Genomic DNA, 20,458 nt, shown 5'->3' on the forward strand with positions numbered 1-20,458 from the left:
CCGTCGCTCCGATTCGCGTCCGCGTCGTGCTCGATCCCCGCAAGAACGTCGCGTACCGCGGGATCGTTTGAGAACAAAGCAACTCGCGCAGCTCGGCGTCGATCGACAATCGCCTCCATCAACCCTTCATCAAGCGAGCTCCGCACAAGTCACTCCGCATCGAGATGCGCCATGTACATCGATGTGAGCACCGCACGACCGGTCGAGCCACCGCGTTTCACCAGGCCGTTGCTCATCGAGCCGCTGCCGCGAGGTATTCGAGGACCAAGGTTGACGTACGGATGTACGTGTGCGCGTGCCGTGACGTACATCGATAACGGGGATCATGCAAAGCACGGCTGCATCATCGAGCGCATTGGGGCACCCATCGTGTTCAGTTAAGTTCCAGGGAATCGAGATGTTGGACGAGGTGGTGCATTGGATTCGCCTTGCGAGCGAGGTCGGCCGAAAAGGTCTCCACAGCCTCGATTCCACCCAACAGCGCTAACCGCCTTCTTTCCCCGAGTGTACCATCGAGAAGAACGACAGCCGCTGCGTATCGATCGTCATCGCTGACCGAGTGAAGATTGTTCTGCTCGAGCACGATATCGAACGTATCGTCTGGATACTTGAACAGAACATACCGCCATGGACGAGCATCGATATCGAGATGCGTACCGCCAGCACTCTCGATCGAAAACTGCATATCCCAGTCACGTGGCAGTCGCGCGCTTTGGAACTCCCAACCCGCAATTCTCGGAGCCAGCTCAACAATGTGCTGAGTGACCGGAAGCCAGTCCTTCGAGCCATCGGGAGTTATGACCAGCGCATTCTCTTCCGTCTTACCAGGACCGAGCTCCCACAACACGTCTCCCAGTTCCGAAACGCGCTCGTCGAGCTCCACTAGCAGCCGCTCGTTTTCGAAGTTGGCGGCGAGATCATTGGCGATGGTTTGAAACCACCGCCAGAACTCAACGATTTTGGCGTCCGGAGCTGCTTTAGGGTGGATCGATGCCATGTACTTCCCACTTTCCCGGCCGGATCTCATTCCGCCGGTTATCGAGTTCGCCGACGCCGCCCTCTCGATTGATAGCTCGCTGCTCCGCTCGCCGGCCTGCGACGCTATCTGAGGCGTCATACTTATCTACTACCTGCGCTCCACTACGGTCTCGACCGTCTCGACCACCTCTCGCCTCGGGACTCGATTGCCTCGTGCGTCCAATGTATGGCTTTCCGCTCGCCGTTTTGCTGCCGTCGACACGATATACCTTCCCTTCAGCCGCCGTGCCAGGCGGCCCCCTCGTCGTTTTCGCCCCCTTCCCCACTCCCGCCCTCAACGTCACGACCGTCATCACGACGGTCACTCCGAGTCCTACCGTCGCTTGGCCGAGCCCTTCGAAGTCGCCACGGTCGTACGCATGGATACCGTCGACGACCTCAACGCCGGCCGCATAAAGCGGGTTGCCGCCATTGACGGCATCGATCACGCGTTCGCCAGCGCCATCGAGGTTCGCGCTGCCGGGCGGTGCAAGTGCCCCGGATGATGACGGTGTTGCATTGCTGAGGATGAGACCCCATGCGAGCTCTGGCACGATATCGACCGCTCGTTCACCCGCTCCAATGAGGAATTTCGCGACCGGCGACGGTGCGAACCCCTCGGGCTTCGATGTCTCTCGTGGCAGAGTGCTGCCGCCATTTCCCGTCGTATCCACGTCCGAAGTGGGCGCCGATGCCCCCACGCCGCCGGGCTCGATCTCGTGCGCGAGCAGCCGCTGCACCTGCTGACCAGCCCGAAAATCCTCGCTCGGCTCAATGTGATCGTCCGGCAATGGTATGTCCGGATATCCCGGCTGGCTGACGACCCCCTCACCAAAAAATCCCGTAGGATCCACGAATGCAAGCGGGTTATTGAGGACGTATGCGTATCGATTGAGGCTTTGCCCGTTCCAAATGTCCGCAATGACTGGATCCGTCGTCATGAACCTACCGACGCGCGGGTCGAAGATCCTGCCTTTCATGTTCACGAGGCCAAATTCCGCGTCTTCCTCGTGCCCCGTGTATCCGCGTGTCGTGCGGCTCGTGAATGCAATCGAAGGCCCTCCCCATATCGGATTTCTTCGGGCCCCAAACGCGTCGTGGCTTCGCCGCTCATCGACTGTGCCATTTTCCTTCGTAATGACGTCGACAGAGCCCAAGTGATCGACGTGCAAATAACGGGTTCCTGGCTCTGCTCCTCCACGTGTCACCACAGCGATCGCCCGCTCCGGCGAATGCACGTAATACCGACGTTCGACGACGCCGGCGGAGCTCGTGACCTGCTCGAAGATGTCGCCGAAGTAGAGCGTTTCCGCGGCCTGTGTCGTCTTGCGAATGCGTTGCTCGTCGCCATCGTACCCGAACAAGACCGTTTTCGCGCCTTGCGTGATGGTCTTCGGCAAATCGAAGGGCGTGTAGGTGATACTCACCCCACCAGGTCGTTTGATCTGATTACCAACATCGTCGTATTGATGAAATCCCCCCGCATTCGTGACCGCGTGCGGATGTTTTGGATCGGTATACGCCAATGCCCCCACGTCGGACTTCGCCGTCAAATTCCCATTTGGGGCATAATCATACGACGTGACGCACGGCGCATTCGAATTCTCGACCGCGCCGAAGTACGCACACGTCACGCGGTCGAGCTCGTCGTATTGGAACCGCTCCGTCTTGTTTTGCGGCTGAAGTGCATCCGTGCGGCTCTTCAGATGGAGCCGTGCATCCCAGTCGTACGTGAGCTTTTGGATGTTCGTGGGGCCAAGCGTCGTCGAGATGCTTTCGAGCACCTGTTTGCCGTTGTAATAGCTTCGCGTGGTCTCGACATCATTGCCGAACCGTTCCTTCTGGTATCGTCCCGCGTCGTCGACCTCTTTCAGTTCCCAGAACGGACTTTCTGTTTGTTTCTCGCGTACGCCAATGGAAAAACCATGTTCGTCATAATCATACATTATGCCGAACGGCTCTTCCCCGAGCGGCTGCGGGTAATCGATAGACTTCAAACGGCCGACTTCATCATACGACCGCTGCGCCGCGAATGACTCGCCGCCAACTATCAGCGCCATCCCCTCGAGCTGCCCGCGCTCCGTGTAGGTGAACGATTTTATGCCGTCAGGACTGGTCAATTTGCGCAGTTTTCCGATGCCGTTCGGCGCCTTGTCCCACTCCCACGTCGTCGTGAGGACTTGCGCCCCAAGTTTGTCCGTGCGCGTTTCGATGCGGCCGAGTGCATCGATGCCGAAGGTGATCTCGCGGCCGAGCGCATCGATCGACGTGAGCAGCTCGCCGAAGCCGTCGTGCACGAGCTGCGTCGTGCCGCGATCGGGGTCCTCGATGCTCCGCGGGCGTCCGAAAGCGTCGCGCGTCCATTTCGTCACGGCACCACCGGGATCCGTGACGGTGTGCAGCATGTCGAACGGGCCGTAGGTGTACCGGGTTTTGCCCTTCGCCGCGTCGGTAATGGTCGTCGGCCGCCCGAGCTCGTCGAGCTCCGTCACCGTGTGCCGCGGCGGAACCTGCGTCAGATCCGCCAAATCGACGACCAACCCGTCATAGGTTGTCGTGGTTACCGCTTGCCATGGCGTCGTGTGCCGAATCTCGCGACCAAGCGCGTCGAAGTCGTACTCGTCGAAAAGCAGTTGCGCGTCCGGCGTTCCTTCCGCAATCGGCACCGAGCGCTTCGCTACTTGACCGCTCAATCGGTCGTACGCGAGCACTTGCATGCGTCGTGGCGCCTTTTGACCACTGGGCTCGGGACCGTGCGAAAACGAGCGCATCGGCCTACCCAAGCCATCGAAGACGGTTTCGTCATCTGCGCCGCCCGTCGTGGTGATTCGCTGCTTCATGCGCCATTTGCCGTCAACCTTTTCGCGCGTCAATGACGTCTTCGTTTGCGACCCATCGGGGCGTTTTTCGAGCGTTTCACGACCAAGGCTGTCGTATTCCCATTCCGTTACCAGCTTGTTCGGATCGATTTGCTTTTTCAGCACGCCGAGAGCCGGATCATATTCATCCTGTATTTCGTGACCGAGCGCATTGATGTGCTTGACCGGGAAAATGCCTTCGCCATCGAAAATGGCCGTCGACGTGCGATGATGCCCGAATGCATCGTCCGCCGTTACACTTGTGATGTTGCCGAATTTGTCGCGCCCATAGACCAGGTTGAGCTTCGTATCCAGGATGTTTTCGTTGCTAGACGTCGATTCCTTTTCAACTTCGCCAAACTCGTTCGTGGTGCGCGAAAACAAGCGACACTGTTCTGGCAGGAGGCTCGTTTTGCTGCACTCCGTCTGCGATTGCACTTGCCCGAGAATCCATCGAGCAGTGTCATTCTTTACGGTGCGCGTGATGTGCAACGTCAGATCGACGTCGACGGTCGATACGTCGAGCTCGAGGACGTTACCAAATGGATCATAGTCTAGCACGTCAACAGTGGTGTCGCGGAGCATCGCCGCGTTTTCATTTTGCGCAACATTGGCCACCCACGTTTCGAGCACTCCCGATGAAAACGTTCCCTGCATGCGCCGCGTGCGGCGCTTCGTGGGCAGCGTGAAATACGTACGCCCGTCGCTCGTCGGTACGATGTCGACCGTGGAATCAGCAAATGCAAGCTCGACGCGGTTTTGCTTGGGCTCGTTCGGCAATGCTGGCGCCCAGCGCCATCGACGATGCGCCTGTCCGGCAAATGGATACACGTCACGCTCACCGACGTTGACGAGCGTCGCGTTATCGTAAAAGGTCGCCGTTGCTGCGCCCGTATCGAGGTCCGTTACGATTCGCTCGCCAAAGCCAAGAAAACCATGACCGCGGCGATCATACCGACCGTCTCGATACCGCACGCCAAACCGCCGCACGCCGCCTTGACCGTCGTTCATCGCGTATTCGCGAACGACGCGACGAGGCCCTACCGCGCATCGCCGCGGGTATTCGCAGCCGTTGCTCGCGTCGGTCTGCGATAAATACAAATACGATTCTTTTTTCGGATCATTCGCAAGCTCACCGTTCGTTTTCCACTCGTCAATCAAGTGGCCGTACGAAATCGAAACGCTCGGGACGAAGCTCGGATCTTCCGGCTCGTGCTCGTTCAGGCCATCGGAAATGGCGGTAAGCAGGTCGGGGTCCGACGCTCGATTCCGAAAAACGTGCATTTCATTTCCGAGAAACACCACGACGTCAGGCGCGCCGTCGCCACTAAGAATCCCCCGGCAAAGCCGGGGGGTTTTGGAGCGTGAGCCGCTCAAAGCGGCTGGTTTATGTGCCGCTCACGAGCGGCTTTGTGCCACCTGAAGGTGGCGCTCGATTCTACAGGAGCCGAAGTTGCTCAATCCGTCGGTCTTCTGCCTCCTGGTTCCGAATATATTCGCGAATCACGGCTTCGTCTCGTCCTACGGTCGAGACGAAGTATCCTCGTGCCCAGAAGTGCTGGCCCACAAAATTGCGCTTTCGCTCGAGGAACGTCCGAGCGATATGAATCGCGCTTTTGCCCTTCATGTAGCCCACCACCTGCGCTACCGAATACTTCGGCGGAATCGATAGCAGCATGTGCACATGGTCCGGCATCAGATGCCCCTCCTCAACCTCACTCTCCTTCTGCTTCGTAAGCTCCCGGAAAATTGGGCCGAGGTGGCGACGAAGCTCGCCGTAGAGCACCTTTCGCCGGCATTTCGGAATGAACACGACGTGGTACTTGCACTCCCACTTCGTATGGTTTAGACTTTGGTATTCGTCCATTGGTGTCCCTTTCGTGATGCTTTGAGCGGCTCACGAAGGGGATACCGCCTTCAGATTCCCGGAAATGTCAAACTTCGGCTGCCTCCCCGGCAAAGCCGGGGATTTCCTATATTATTAACGTCACCGATGCGAGGCCCGCGGGGGTCCGCGAGCGTAACGGCATCGCCAAGCACGGCTTCGAAAGGAACTCCTGCGTCGATGTGCTCGAAGGTGAACCCGTTAGCGCCACCGGTCGCGCGCAGAATCACCCACCTAGGGACATCGGGGCTCGTGCCGTCTATCATCGGCAGCAAGAGGTCCGTGCGACCATCGCCGTCCCAGTCGAGCGGCGCGGACAAATGGACATACGCGTCTTGCGGCAAGAAGCCGTCCCATTTCAGAGCGTCCGCGGGTTTTTCCACAAAACCCTTGCCCGTATTCGTCCACGTATGCAAACGACCGTCGGCAGCGCCAGAGCTCACAGCATCGGGCAATCCATCGCCATTGACGTCTGCGAAAATCACCCGCCCCGAATTCGGCGGAATGCGCAATTTCGTGTCCCACGCGTTCCACGTCCCGTCCGCGTTCCGCTCGAGCGCGCTGTACGTCGTCGTCTGCGTGGCTGGAGTGCCGCCGATGTTGATCATCCCCGGCAAAACGAGGTCGACCTTGCCGTTTCGATTCACGTCGACCGTCCGGAGTTCGACGCCACAACCGAAGCCTTCAAGCAGCTCGATGGGCACACCGTTGGGCGCGAAACCTCCCGGCCTCCAAGGGTGCAGCTTCCACACGGGCTGGCTCGGATTTCCATCGAGCGAGTCGCCGTGATCCTCGCATTGAATCAGGTCCCCGACTCCATCGCCGTCGACGTCGGCCAAATGCACCGAACCCCCAGCACCGCGGAGTTGCTTTGGTGCTGGCCCCAGCGGAAACGGTCTTTTGATATTCGTATCGAGCTCGTCGAATGTCCCGTCTGCCTTTGATAGCAGCACGATATGGTTGTTTTTGCTGCCATGGACGTCGTGCAGGAGCACGTCCATGCGCCCGTCCTGATCGAAGTCGCTCGCGGTACCGAGCTCAGGCTGGATTTGCGAAGGATCTGCCGGTCCTTGCGGGTCTTGCACGAACGACCATTCTTGCGAAAAGGCGACCTTGGGCGCAGCAAAACCATTTCCTTGGTTTCGCGCCATGCGCCATTCTGTGATCGGATTGTCCGGCGTCGAAACTGTCGTCGTATCCGGCGAAAGCAAATCATCGAGCCCGTCGCCGTTGAAGTCGGCGAGCATCGGGCTCGAAAGGCGCGACATCGGCGCCGCTATCTGCGTTTCGATATGCTCGAACCCCGTACGTAGATTTGCGTATTGAAACCACGTTGGAGGTTTGCATGCGCCGTCGGCGCCGCATTCTTGGGCCGACACGAGCCTCGTGCGGCCCGTCGTTTCGCTCTGTTCGAACCCGAATTCGTACCGCCTCACGAGTTCGTCACCGACGTGCATCTGCACTTCGTCGAGGCGTAACGCGCTTTGAAAGCGCATCCCCGCGGAGAAAATCTCGCGTACGTCGTCCGGGTCCTTCGTGCCGTACACGAAGGAAACCGCGCGTGTCGGCTGAATCCCCTCGAATCCTGAATACCAAATATCCAGAAGCGCGTATTCTGCGACATAGCCGTCATTTTCAGCGAAGCAATACCCGTACGTCATTGCGTTTCCGCGAGCATCGCGTGTCTCCGTCGCGAGCCATGCTCGTGGCAACCCATTACGTGCGAGCGGCCTCGTTCCCGCAGTCGTTCCGTACTCGACGACCCATCCTGATGGCAGAAAGGTTTCGAAGTACGATTCGTCGCTCGTCGCAAAGTGCTCGATGACCCTCACGTGTGTATCAGGCAACGTGCGGTACTCACGTGAATCCCCGTTCTGCGCGACGATGACCAAACGCTTGCCGTCGAGGCACCGTGCATCGTCGGAAGAGTAATCCACTTCGCGGATTTCGCCGTCTACGGCCATTGTGCGTGGGCATCGCGTGATCGCGGAAGCTCCGCTGATGGAGAATCCCCTGCCAAGCACGCCATCGCCGCCGTTACTGCTGTAGCGGACGGCCAGCGACGGCTCGACACCCGCCCGGCCGGGCGGAACGACCAAGGGCATGGAGGCCACTGCATCGCCCAAGTCGGTGACTGCGACTGAGACGGGAATCGTTCCGGGCACAATGGTTTTGGACTTCAAAGGCGGCGAGATGGCGCGGTTGTCGTATTGCGCTCGACAAGGGATGACTCGGCCAACTTGGGTTTGCCCCGCAGGCTCGCACGTGCACCCCTGGGCAAACACGCACACGAGAAGGAACCACAGCGGGAAAAGCGCCAGCCAAACCCCCCGAATCGCGCTGAGCATGGGAACCTCCCAGCACCGAGGATACGAGAAAACGAGTCGCGCGCGTCAGCCTGCAAAGACTGGTCGTCGTTCGCACATTCGTGAACTGCATCACCAGTTTTGCAAAAATCGACCGGCCCTCGAAAAAAGTTTCGGGTTTTGTCCTCCCATCGGCCCTTAGTAAATGGGGTTGGCGAGTAGGCCGCACGTGGGGCGGTGGATGCGTCAATACAGCGCCAGCGTGGGACGCCCTCCATGCTCATCGCGCTCGGCGCACGCGTGTTGTCTGGTAGACAGCATTACCGACAGCCTGATGATCGCGAGTTCCCCGGCTCGCCGCAAGCACAGTTCAGTAACAACCCCTACTTCACCGACCGCCTCCCTGGATTACCTTGCCCACGCCGAGCCAAGACCTCCATTACGAGCGCCCGACAGAGCACCGCCTCGAGCTTGCGTGGGTCACGAATGCGGCCCGATTCCACTGGCTCCGATACCCACGTCCGCAAACCACGCTCGCGCTGCGCATTCTCCCACGCTGCCGCTGCTTCGCGCAGACCCACCGGCGTGCGAGCTGCAATGGCAACGCGTCGCCACCGCACCGCGCGCCGACAAACCAGAATCTCCACGCCAAGATGGGGAATTTGAACGCGCATCAACCCCAATGAATCCCCCGTCGTCCGCTCGAGCGCAATCAATACCGGCTCGTTTGGCAATCGCGCACCATACTGCATCCGAAGTCGCAGAATGGTCGTCCTGGACCAACCTTTCCTATGCCGACTGCGCCACCACGATCGCCTGCGCGATCGATTCGCGATCCTCTCGCTCGACATGACCCCCTCCGTCTCGCGCAAATACTTCGATCGCCGCCTTGAACACCGCGTTTGTCTTGGCCGTTGACGAGGACAAACCCTTCCTCGCGACGATGGCGTTCACTTCATCAAGCACCCCAAGCACCCGCTCAGCATCACCACCTCGCTCACGCGCCAGGGCAAGCAGTTCGGTTGCCAACGACACGTGCGCACCAAACTCCGAAAGCGCCGAGCGCGCGGACAAACCCTCCAGAATGCGCCTCGTTTCTGCTGATATTTCAACACTGGCAGAAGAACGTTCCGATGGACGCGGCAATGCCAAGTGCTTGATCTGCCACGCGGGCGGGCGTTCCGGACCAGCCCATCGCCGCAGCGGTATCGTGGGTTTGTCCGGCACAACCTCACGCTTGCCCTCGCCCATCGTGCGACTCACGAGCGCTACGACTGGCGCCAATAGCCGCCTTGGCTCGGGTTTTGGCGCGTACTTCTCGAGTAACGCTTTCATCGCCTTGCGCACTCGATACGGCAAATCCATACGGAGCGCATTCATCGGATGACTCACTCGCCGCAAGAAGCCGTTGCCACCCGGCGTGTCGAACCACGTACGAAGCGCCTCGTTGGCGAGCATTTGTACCGGCTTTTCGTCGAATGCATCAACGTCCACGCCATGCTCATGCAAGCGTGCCTCGAACAGTCGTGAGAGCTCCGCGAGATGCGTCGCGAGCGTCTGCTCGTCGTCGCGCGACACATACTTGTTCGTCGGCCGAGCGTGATAGACGCGGCGGAAATGCGTGTCGTACGCGCTGTTTAGCGCTCGCCACGCGTCGAGTTTTGTTGGCGTGTTCAGTGCAGAAGGCAGCGGCGACTCGCTTTGAGGTGCAACGATCTCCCGATCCTCGCCATCGGCTTTCGAAGATGTGTGGGCAGCTTCCTCCCGATCCACTCCCACGTTTCTAGTAAGAAGAGCAGAATCCAGAAGATCGTCGGCCACTCTGTCCAGGGGACTGCAAGCCGGCGTTGTCCGAGGCTCTCCCTGGTCAACTTGGCCACTCGGCACCGCTTTTGTAGCGCCCGGATGTGGTTCGTCCGGGCCGGGTTCGTCTTGAGCAACCTCGCGCATCGTGCGCTTCGATCGAGGGCGCGGTACGGGCCGAAGTTCGATCGCTGGTCGTCCATCGACCAGCAACGTCAAGAGATCCGGAGCGCGCCCATCATCCGAGCGGTCCGGCAAAGGAAGCCCAAGGGCTGCTTGCGCGGCGTGAAGCGACTTGAACGTCATCGGCTCGGAGCGCAAATGGCCTGCCTTCACGAGCTCGGGAAGCAGGCGCCGAAGCGTGCGTTCACTGCATCCTGCGTGCTTCGCAAGCGTAGGTTGACCCCACCAAACGCGTCCGTGTGGGTCCGAAAGCCGCAATAGCGCCAGCAAAAGTCCGCGCTGTTTCAGCTCCAATCGAATCGACCACAAATGTTCGACATACGCGTGCTGCCAGCTCGATGGGACGCGTTTGTACGAGTCCCAAGTATTCGGTTTTGCAGGGAAAACGACACCATTCGCCCGATCCGCGCGAGAACTTCCCGCACAGACGACTCCGTGTGCTATCATTGTTTCTCCTTGCGCGTCGATCGCCCAGGGGTTGTCCAGTTCCGAGAGCGGTCGACGCGCGGGGTTCTTTTTTCAATCGACGTTCGCCGCGGTATCCAGCCCGCGACGATTACGAGTTTGCGTCATCGTGCAATCGCGATGCGCGATGCAATCAGCCTCCCCCTCCTCGCGTCCAACGGCGCGTAGTCATGCAAGTTCCCCGTTGCGCTCCGCGGCTCGAAGCCCCACTGAGCGGGACTACGCACCGAGGGCACTATCGAATTACAGGAGTTGCGGTACGTCTGCAATGGCATTTACCAAAAAAGCGCTGACGCGCATTGTGTGCTTACGTTAGGTAAGTAGGGGAAATGCTTAGCCTTGGGATATTCCGCGGCTTTTTTGAATAGCGCGATGCGTAATAGGGAGTTCGTCAGTACATTGATGTGACGTGCTCGCGCTTTGTATTGACATCGACTGTTTTGTGCCCTGACGAACCACACAGATGTACTGTGCACTGCCAAGCAGTAGTAGCGGGCCGTCGTTGGAGTTCGTATTTTTTCGCGTTTTCGCAATATGAGGTTTGTCGATCCGCTATCAGTCGCCCGTCCGCGCTGAGTCGTCGGCATCGAGGCCGCGGGCCCGTTGTCCGGGCGACACGTCGAAAATTGGACCACCAACGATCTTCGTGGCGTCGAGCCATGTGCGCAGCGCACGTACCGGACAGAGCACTCCTGGCGCTGCATGCACGGGCACGTCGGCGGGTTAACGGAGCGGATTCGTCGTGCTCCGCGCCACGTGGACGATGGTGCCTTCGCATGTGCGTCGCATCAAGCACATCGAAGCGCGGCCGCGAAGCCTACTAGCAAGAGCTTGCTCGACTGCCCGCAAGAGCGTCCGCGCCACGGAATCGTTTGAGGGCAAAGCGATTCGCGCAGCTCGATGACGATCGCCGCCATCGCCACATCGAGCGAGCTCGGCGCGAGTCGCTCCACGTCGAGGTGCGCCATGTGCGTCGCAACCTCGAGCGGCGGCGACAGAGCGCTCGCTCCATGCTCGAACGCGTACGCACTCCTACGTGCGCACTCGCACGCATGCGCTCGACGCGTATGAACCGCGCGAGCGTGCACAGCATGCGCTGCAGCCCGCGGGACGGTTGCGTACCGCGTCGTGCTCGAATCCCCGCAAAACGTCACGCACCACGGGATCGTTTGAGGGCAAAGCAACTCGTGCATCTCGATGACGATCGACGATCGCCGCCATCGCCACATCGAGCGAGCTCGGCGCGAGTCCCTCCGCGTCGAGATGCGCCATGTACGCCGCAACCACGAGCGGCGATGCCGGCAACGCGCTTGCTCCATGCTCGAACGCGTACGCTTCCCAGCGCTCCCACTCGCGCGCGTACGCTCGACGCGTGTTCACGGCGCGAGGGTGCATCGCATGCACCGCAGCTCGCGCGACGTCCTCGGCAAGACGAGCGGCGCCTGGCCTAGTCTGAATTCGGCCACGTCAATACGGCGTCGGTGGGATACGGCCCGAAACCTGAGATCAAGGACCAGGAATCGCCGTCGCCTTCGATGACCACGTGGACCCACGCCTCATGTGATGCCTCGAGGCGGGATCGATCGACGACGAGCGGGACGCCGACGCGCGCATCGCGAAGAACGGATTCGATGAACATCGCATCCTCTTCATCAATGCCGTGCATGGCTCCACTTCCGCAATATTTAGTCCCCGTGAAGTAATCACTGAGTTTTTCCCAGGTCTGCTCGGCGTCTATGGGGACGAAAACGCCTTCCATTTCGGGCTGATCGCAACAATTTCCACGAGTTTGGTTCGTGTAGATCACGCCGCTTGGATGACGAATGATGAGCCCAAGTTCGGCGTCCCAGAGTCTGATATGCGGCGTCATGCGATCAGGCTACTCGCGCGTTGCACCTGGATGCAATGCGTGTCGACGAGGATGGATCTCGCGCCGCAATCGCGTCAAAATATTCGAGGGCCTCGGCGTGGCGTTCGTAGATGTCGGCGATTTCGATGGTGCAGAAGCGGCGTTTCAACGCATGCGCGCGCTCACCGACATTTATTTCGATCCAGACGATTCACGGCGGGCCGAGCCACGCGAGCATCTTGCCGAGTTGGCCTTGCAACGCCGAGACTTCGCACACGCAGTGCAGTACGCCGAAGAAGCGCTTGCGATTGTCGTGGCGGAGTTTGGCTCGGACAGCGAGCTCCTCTGTTCGTCGCTCGACACGGCCGCCGAGGCGCATGTGGCGGAACGCAACCTCGAGCGCGCAAAGGAATTGTCGGAATGGGCGATCCGTGTTTTTCGTTTGCACCGCGACGATGACAGTGACGAACCGGAGCTGCTGGAGCGGTGCGAGCGTCGACTGGCGACGATCGAGGAGCAGCGAGGGCGCCGAAAGGGCTAGACGCGATCGTTGCTTCGTGCGTCTCGAATGGCGAGCCGCTTGACGTCCTGTGCGTCAACTTCGCCTGAACTTGCCAGCACCGAGTTTGTCGCCGCTGCGCCACGGACGGTCGTCGGTCAGGTTGGAGAGCTCGTCGACCTGACGCAGATGCGTGGCAAGCGCGAGCCCACGGGTGCTGGCTATCGGGACGGTGTAGCATTTGGGCCGCCAACCGTGATTTGTTCGCGATCCAAAGGGGCTGCTTGAGTTTGTCCGCGAGACGCGAGCACCGTCTCATTGGGCGGGCGGCCGCCTCGCCCATATGCTTGAGGATTTGCAGACATCAGGTAACATCATGTTGTGACCACGGTACCTTCCCATTGCACACCCTTCGCGGCGATCGTCCGCCAGTTCGCACCCTTGCTTGCGCGTGGACGGGATCTTTACGTCGCCCCCAACATCCCCGAAAAGAAGTTACAGGGAGCGCTCAAGAGCTACGGGGGAGGAGCTCGTCCCGAGACGGTGCTCGCGCTGCACGACGCGACCAAGCTCGGCAGCGCATCGGAGGGGTTTCTGATCACCACCGCCTCGCTGTACCTGCACCCCCGGAACGATGTGCCGCGCGCCGTTCGGTTTATTAGCATTACGTATCTATCGTGCGAACCACTCACGAATGCGAAAGGTGTGCAGACCGGCCAATGGGGTACGCGCGTCCACATGCAGAATAATACTGTCGATATCGCGCCCGATGAGATTCCGCCCGACGCACTCCAACCGTTCCTCGTTGAGGTACAAAGGGCCGTCCAGCAGGGTATCGTCGATAGCACGGACGGCCTTATTCCGGTACAAGACATGCCGGACGCAGCAAAGCTCGATTACGTGCTCGCGATTGTTTTGCTCGCCTTGCAGAACGACGGAATCATCGACCCCGTTGAAATGCAAGAGATCCAGCTCTTGATGAGCCGATTGCAGTTCTCTCCAAGCCTGCGTGCGGCTGTGCGGATATTCATGGGCGCGCCGACCAGTACCATCGAGCAGGTTCTCGACCGATTGGTTGCAGGTGTGCCGCGGGGGACCGAACGGGCTATCCAGTTCTCCTTGCTCAAAGACGTGATCCAGGTGTACCGGAGAACTCGTCCCAACAGCGATATGTACTCGGATCCATTTGTGCAATTTATTGCGTATCGCTTTGGCATTACGCATGATCAGGTAACGCTCATCGTCAATGCGTGTAACTTCGATGAAGATGTGCTCGGCGGCGAAGTTGCTGATGACGTGCTCATGGCGCGGGTAAAGCAGCTCGTAGCATGTGCGCCGGCCGTGGGTGTCCCACTGGCAGCCGTACACCTGAGCGGGAGCGTCGTGGGACTCAGCGCTGCAGGAATGACCTCAGGACTCGCGGCGCTCGGGTTCGGTGGAGTCTTGGGGTTCTCGTCAATGTTCACCGGAATCGGGGCTGCTGTGTTACTCGGCATCGGAGTGCACAAGGGCGTACAGCACCTAGCGAACCGAGGTGAAAACGAGAGCAGACGCGCACGTGAAGCGCTGAAGCAGGAAGTCCTTCGTGTGCATCAGACGACCATCAACAACCTGATCGACGACGTGAGCCAGATTGCGTCCGATATCGTGGATCTTCAGCTCCAGCCGGACATCGATCGGGCTCGATTGATGAAGCTCTCCAACGAGCTGAGCCTTTTCATTCGTGCGATGAAGGGCCTGCGCGACAAAGGAATATCGTAAAGGCAGTCAGACGGCGGATCATGCCCATTGCGTCGCAACAATGGGATGCACACGGATCGGGATATTTCAGCAATCTCGGTTGTGCGAAGATTGCAGGTCAATATCATGCTGGCCGGCGGTCGGAACTCGCACGGGCTCAACGACGTCGGCCGGCGGTCGGAACTCGCAGGGTGCTTACCATGTATAGGGCGTTGACGAGCAGGATTCCCGAAGAAAAAATTTTGAGAGCTGTCGATTTTGTTCTCACGTGGCCAATCAGGTGCATCGGCGTACACGATGACGTACGGACGTACGTAGCCGAAGGCTCAAATGGATTGCCCGCTTACCCACTGTGTGTGTCGCAAACGTATGCGACAAGCGAGCGCGAGCCCTTGGCCGAACCGACGGTCACGCCGCCGCATGTCGCTGGACCTTCGCCAAGTCCAAAATCGCGACGCTGCACGAGCCCTTTGCTACCGGCACCGACGTGATACCCGCGCCGCGGGCCTTCCGTGCAAGCGCTTCCCGTACGTCGATCACCGTCAATGCGTTTGGATTCGGGAACGTGTTCGACAGCCCCGTGTTCGTCCGAGTGAACGCGGACGCGTAGAGCTTCAACGTCGGCGGGTCAATCGCCAGTCCCCGCGGCCCGTTGCCTACCTCAATGCGGTGCTCGATCGTCATGCGAGCGACGTCGATGACGGCGATCTCGGACGTGTTCTCGATGGTCACGAACGCCATCGCGCCGTCCGGCGAAAACGTCACGGCGCGGGCGCCGGTCGAGCGCAGATTGATCTCGTGCTCGATGGTCTCGTTCTCGAGCTCGACGACCGCGAGCCGCTCGGATTGCGTATTCGCAACGAACAATCGTTTCCCGGATGGATGCAATGCGACGCTGTACGGGTGCGATCCATCGGCCATATAAATCTTGTTGACCTCGCGCAGCTTGCGGAAATTGCATTCCGGCGAGTCGCCGACGAGCGTGCGAGTGTCGAACTTGGCCACATAATGAGACCCCCAGATTGCAACATACGCCGCGCTGCCATCGGGCGTGATTGCCATGTGCCGCGGATCTCGTCCTGTCGCAATCTGACGGACTTCTTCGCGTCCGTTCAAGTCGACGATCGAAATGCTGTTTGCGCCTGAATTCGACACGAGCGCGAATTGATCGCCGGGGACGATGCCGATCCCTCGAGGCGCGGGGCCGACCTTGATCCGCGCCGTTTCTCGATGGTTCGCGAGGTCGATTTCCGAGATGGTATCTCCGCCGCAGTTCGAGACATAGCCGCGGCCGTACTTGGTGAATCGTACCGAGCCACGCGGCGCATTTCCCACCGTGATTTGCCCGAGCGCGACATGCGTCCCGTCGTCATTTCGTCGAATGACGGAAATCACGCCCGAGTCCGTATCTGTCGAATATATCTCAATGGCCATGTGAACCCTCCTTGTGAAGTGTCATGGAGCCACGACTTCGACCTTGATTCGGTCGGGATCTTCAAAAAACACGGCGTAATGGTCGGGGCCTCCGGCGTACGGATGCCGGTCGCGGTAGAGCACGTTGATTGCGCGGGCCTCGAGCGCGGCGGTCAAAGCATCGACGTGCTCGCGCGAGCGCGCGTAAAACGCGAGATGATTCAGGCCGGTGCGAGACCGATGGTAGGGCGGCTCGAGGTGACTCGGGGGCGTTTGAACGAAGACGAGATACGTCGAGCCGAGCTTCCAGCTCACGCCACCGCTCCATTCCTGGTACCGGCTGTACCCGAGCTCGGAGAGCAGCCAGTCCCAGAGCTGCCGCGAGCGCTCGAGGTTGGAGACGTTGATCTCGACGTGATGGAGGCATCCTGCACGGGGAGGCTCGAGGCTGTTGTCGCTTTCGCGTACCATGGGTCGGTTCTACCGTTTGTCGGGCAGGGAGCCAAGGGACGCATGAGCGGAGCGACGTATTGGCGACTCTGCTGTGGCGGTTCCGTGCGGGGCGGCTACTGCGACCACTTCACTGAGCATCGAAACACTTGCACTGCCCCCAACGGTACGAGTATCCTCCCGATCATGGGGTCACCCTGACGGCCCACACCTGCCAGCACTCACTTCCGGCATTAATCGGTACGAGGTGGGATCGAATCCGAGTGCGATGGAGGCTCAAGATGAGAACACGGTACTTCGCGCAAAATGCGTTACTCACGGCGATTGTTTCTGCTGGACTTGCGATCACGATGGGGTGCGCACCAACAAACGAGCAGCCTTCTACAAAACCCAACGTAACGGTTCCTGTTCCCGCGGACGATGACGACGTCATTCGAGACGAGTCGGGACGCATCGAATACATCGTCGACCTGGACGCGGCTGCTCCCGAAGCCTACGCGAAGGTGGCTCCGTCGGATCCTCGCTATACCGACTTTCACAAACCCGAAGTGCGAAACCTGATCTACGACCTGGAAAAGCGCTACGGATTCGAGAGCACGCAGATGACGAGCTGGGTGGGCATCAGCTACTCGGCATTTCTGACGGTGGAACAGGTCCATTCCATTGCGAAGGATCCTCGGGTGATCCGTATATCGCTGAACGGGCATGTCGACTTCAGCGCCGAGACGACGGCCGTTTGGAACGATGTGTCCGTTTCCCCAAATGAGATGCAATCCTGGGGCAAACAGGCAGTAAATGCGAGCCAAACGAGCTCCAATGGCAATGTGACGGTGTACGTGCTCGATGCCGGAGTCGGACGACATCCCGATCTCAATGTTGTGAAATGGATCAATGGGGTGAGCAAGTACGAAACGTCGAATCCGGATCTCGCGGATGGAAGACTCGTGGGGTGTTATGCGCACGCGACGCATGTGGCGGGCATTATCGGAGCGAAGGCTAACGGGGAGGGCATTCAAGGAATTTTTCCAGGCGTGCCCATTGTGTCTGTCTCGTTCCTTAAGGATTCGGGCACAATGCAGCCGGCCCCCAACGATTGCTTGTCAGGTGGACCAAACAAAATGGGCGTCGCCGCAGGATTGGATTCAATATACGCTGACGTTCTACAGGCAGGAAGGGTTGGCATATTAAATATGTCATTTAATGCGGGCGATGCAAAAGACGCAGAGACGTGGAATGCTGAAAATGGTACCATTGGCGAGAAAATCAGAACCGTCACAACGCCCACTCTCGGATACGCAGGAGTTTTCGCCGTCAACTCTGCGGGAAACCAATACGACGATGCATGCCTACACGCGTATCACAAGATCGGCCCCGATGGCCAAGGTTTATCCAATCCCGATGATGGCGTGATGGTTGTCAGCGCAATCAACAACCACGGACAGCCTGTGGTTCCCCTCAATGGAGTTCATGGTCTGCGAAATCGTCCCAGAGCGTGCAATGAGCCGGGAGTCAATTTCGGGGCATGCGTTGAAGCTTGGGCACCAGGACGCAATATCATGTCTGCCTGGGCCAATTTCCCGCAATCGGCTTCAACTGCAATTAACGGATACGATTACCTCTCGGGCACATCTATGGCAGCGCCCCATATCGCTGGACTTGCTGCATTGCTCGCCGCCACACAGCAACTTGGGACGCCAAAACAAATCGAACTAGCCGTTAGAAGCTCAACTTACGAATTGCAGAAGTTTCATCCAACACGTCCACTCGACGGAGGAAGCATAGCGTTGCCAAGCATGAATCCGTTGCCAGCTGAAGCTGCTTACAGCACTCCATACGCCGAAATTGTTGCAACTAACGCGCAGTCGATTCCACAATCCGATCCCGATCCCGAGAGGTGCTTCTCGCCCGCCGAAAACATCGTAAATCCGCTCATTGTGATTTATTCGGACGACGCAGATCAGGATTTCGCGATGCGCTTTGATTCCGTGGGCGAGGTCGACGCGGCTGGGTCGAAACAATATGCCTGCGATGTCTATCGCAACCGTTTGGACGTTCCGAGCACACCAGAGCTGCTATACAATGGCACGAACAACGAGTGGACTAGCCTGAGCTGGCAGACCGGAGTCTGGGAAGTCGGCTCAAACTTATGCCCATCACTTCATGCGACGGTGCGGTTTGAAAATGCGCCTCAGGTCCACTGGTATGTTGACGGTATCGATAAGTCAGACCAGACCCTTGACTGGATATTCAATAGCTCCGGAGTTGTCAGTTTCACCTCGAACGGGACAACACAATGCTCGCTCATAAAAACGCATAGTATCTTCGGGCCAAACGCGGGCACGCCGATCTGCTCCGATCTCGACCCACTGAATCCATGCTCAAGCAACTTTGGAGCGACCACGAATACAAACGTTGGGCTTCCAGGCAACGAACCGGGATACTACAGATTCATAGCTGTCTGCCAAAATGATTTTGGCCGTAGCGCATCTAGCGAAATTACGTTTCACGTCATACCGCCACCAAATGACGCGCAATTCATCTCCCAAATCGTCCCGACGCAGGCAACCGCTGGACAACCCTTTCCGGTCAGCTTGACGTTCAAAAATGCCGGCTCCGCAACATGGACCGCTGCCGACAACTTCAAACTTGGCGCACAGAATCCCGAGAACAACGCGATCTGGGGAATGAGCCGGCAGTACCTCGCACCAGGCGACTCAATTGGCACGGGCGAGACCAAAACCTTCACCTTCAATGCCATTGCTCCTTCGACGCCAGGTTCCTACCCGTTCCAATGGCGAATGCTGAAAGAGGGCGTCGAGTGGTTTGGTGACTTTTCTCCAAACGTCACGATTTCAGTCGTCCCCGCAGCCCCCCCCGTCATTCATGCGGCCCAGTTCGTTTCCCAAAACGTGCCCACACAGGCGACCGCTGGCCAAGCCTTTCCGGTCAGCTTGACGTTCAAAAACACCGGCTCCGCAACATGGAAAGCTTCCGACAACTTCAAACTTGGCGCGCAAAATCCCCAGGACAACACGAAATGGGGAATGAGCCGACAGTTCCTCGCGCCAGGCGACGCAATTGGTCCGGGCGAAACCAAAACCTTCACTTTCAACGCTATTGCCCCTTCGACACCAGGCTCCTATCCATTCCAATGGCGAATGCTCAAGGAAGCCGTCGAGTGGTTCGGCGATTTCTCCCCCAACGTCACGATATCAGCCGTTCCCGCCGCACCCCCAGCCATTCAACCAATTTCCGGCTCGTGGTACAACCCTGCACGCGTTGGTTGGGGCCTGCACGTATCGCGTAACATCAATGATCTCGTGCTCCTGACATGGTTCACGTATCGCCCCGATGGCACACCAATCTGGTATCTCGCAGAGAGCAAAGAGGTCAACGGAAAATTCACGGCGCCCTTGTACACGGCACAATGGATCAACAATCAGGCCGTAAAAACGGTTCATGGCGAAATGACGCTCAGCACGACTTCACCAACCACTGGTACGCTTTCTTGGGTGCTCGATGGCGTTGCCGGCAGTGAACCAATCGAATACCTCCTTTTCGACAATGCTGGCGCCGCGCCAAACATCACCGGTTCGTGGTACCCTCCAACTCAGCCTGGTTGGGGCGTCGTACTCGACATGCAGGGCGATACGCTCGTACCACAAGTCACTCTCTACGATGCTAGCGGGCAACCGATGTGGTTGCAGTTCAATGGAGGCCCCTGGAATGGATTCATCACGCTTACGCAGGTGACCGGCGTGAATCTCTGCCCCGGCTGTGTCGGACCGACATCGTACACGGGTGTGAACGTTGGATCGATGCAGATCAAGAACATCAACGGGACGCTCGACGGCGCGACGCTCGATCTGCTGCTCAACGGCAACCTGTCCCAATGGAACCGAACTGACCTCCCCATCGCGCGGTTGACCTTCTGATGTAGAACGACCGACCCCGCTCCCGCCTCGCGTCATTCCACCTGAAGCCATCGCT

Annotated in this window: 15 protein-coding genes; 4 read left to right on the top strand and 11 right to left on the bottom strand. The window is 58.9% G+C overall.

All coding sequences use genetic code 11. The annotated features are described in order from the left end of the window. Positions 1-171 precede the first annotated feature (171 nt). On the top strand, positions 172-381 hold the full coding sequence (locus IPM54_41165) for a hypothetical protein (GenBank protein MBK9266187.1): 210 nt from the start codon (positions 172-174) through the stop codon (positions 379-381). Here the strand turns inward: IPM54_41165 and IPM54_41170 are convergent. From IPM54_41170 to IPM54_41210, 9 genes are all read right to left on the bottom strand, one after another. Then, the gene (locus IPM54_41170) at positions 374-997 is read right to left on the bottom strand and encodes a hypothetical protein (protein MBK9266188.1); all 624 of its coding nucleotides are present in this window, start codon (positions 995-997) and stop codon (positions 374-376) included. The genes IPM54_41165 and IPM54_41170 overlap by 8 nt on opposite strands. Then, positions 978-5,159, bottom strand: coding sequence for a hypothetical protein (locus IPM54_41175; GenBank protein MBK9266189.1), 4,182 nt, complete (start codon positions 5,157-5,159; stop codon positions 978-980). The genes IPM54_41170 and IPM54_41175 overlap by 20 nt, the downstream gene beginning before the upstream one ends. Before the next feature lie 154 nt (positions 5,160-5,313). Next, positions 5,314-5,742 (bottom strand): IS200/IS605 family transposase, encoded by a 429-nt coding sequence (tnpA, locus tag IPM54_41180; protein MBK9266190.1) that lies wholly within the window; start codon positions 5,740-5,742, stop codon positions 5,314-5,316. Between the two features lie 50 nt (positions 5,743-5,792). Further along, complete coding sequence (locus IPM54_41185; protein MBK9266191.1) at positions 5,793-8,108, bottom strand: VCBS repeat-containing protein; 2,316 nt, start codon at positions 8,106-8,108, stop codon at positions 5,793-5,795. Between the two features lie 341 nt (positions 8,109-8,449). Further along, positions 8,450-8,818, bottom strand: a complete 369-nt coding sequence (locus IPM54_41190) for a hypothetical protein (protein MBK9266192.1) — start codon at positions 8,816-8,818, stop codon at positions 8,450-8,452. 37 nt (positions 8,819-8,855) lie between these two features. Then, entirely contained in the window at positions 8,856-10,499 is a 1,644-nt protein-coding gene (locus tag IPM54_41195) for a helix-turn-helix domain-containing protein (GenBank protein MBK9266193.1), read from the bottom strand. An 806-nt stretch (positions 10,500-11,305) separates the two neighbouring features. Continuing rightward, on the bottom strand, positions 11,306-11,485 hold the full coding sequence (locus IPM54_41200; GenBank protein MBK9266194.1) for a hypothetical protein: 180 nt from the start codon (positions 11,483-11,485) through the stop codon (positions 11,306-11,308). Between the two features lie 64 nt (positions 11,486-11,549). After that, a complete protein-coding gene (locus IPM54_41205; protein MBK9266195.1) occupies positions 11,550-11,897 on the bottom strand; it encodes a site-specific integrase in 348 nt (115 codons plus the stop codon). Positions 11,898-11,964: 67 nt separating this feature from the next. Then, positions 11,965-12,387, bottom strand: coding sequence for a hypothetical protein (locus IPM54_41210; protein MBK9266196.1), 423 nt, complete (start codon positions 12,385-12,387; stop codon positions 11,965-11,967). A 97-nt stretch (positions 12,388-12,484) separates the two neighbouring features. Here IPM54_41210 and IPM54_41215 point away from each other — a divergent pair, with 97 nt between their 5' ends. Both IPM54_41215 and IPM54_41220 read left to right on the top strand, forming a co-directional pair. Next, positions 12,485-12,907, top strand: coding sequence for a tetratricopeptide repeat protein (locus IPM54_41215; protein MBK9266197.1), 423 nt, complete (start codon positions 12,485-12,487; stop codon positions 12,905-12,907). Between the two features lie 339 nt (positions 12,908-13,246). After that, a complete protein-coding gene (locus tag IPM54_41220; GenBank protein ID MBK9266198.1) occupies positions 13,247-14,626 on the top strand; it encodes a hypothetical protein in 1,380 nt (459 codons plus the stop codon). Between the two features lie 387 nt (positions 14,627-15,013). Here IPM54_41220 and IPM54_41225 read toward each other — a convergent pair whose 3' ends face one another. Both IPM54_41225 and IPM54_41230 read right to left on the bottom strand, forming a co-directional pair. Beyond that, positions 15,014-16,039, bottom strand: coding sequence for a YncE family protein (locus IPM54_41225; protein ID MBK9266199.1), 1,026 nt, complete (start codon positions 16,037-16,039; stop codon positions 15,014-15,016). A 21-nt stretch (positions 16,040-16,060) separates the two neighbouring features. After that, the gene (locus tag IPM54_41230) at positions 16,061-16,489 is read right to left on the bottom strand and encodes a VOC family protein (GenBank protein ID MBK9266200.1); all 429 of its coding nucleotides are present in this window, start codon (positions 16,487-16,489) and stop codon (positions 16,061-16,063) included. Between the two features lie 260 nt (positions 16,490-16,749). Between IPM54_41230 and IPM54_41235 the strand changes: the two genes are divergently transcribed. Continuing rightward, positions 16,750-20,403 (top strand): S8 family serine peptidase, encoded by a 3,654-nt coding sequence (locus IPM54_41235; protein MBK9266201.1) that lies wholly within the window; start codon positions 16,750-16,752, stop codon positions 20,401-20,403. The last annotated feature ends 55 nt before the right edge of the window (positions 20,404-20,458 follow it).

The sequence above is a fragment of the Polyangiaceae bacterium genome (assembly GCA_016715885.1).
In the GTDB taxonomy this organism is placed as follows: domain Bacteria; phylum Myxococcota_A; class Polyangia; order Polyangiales; family Polyangiaceae; genus Polyangium.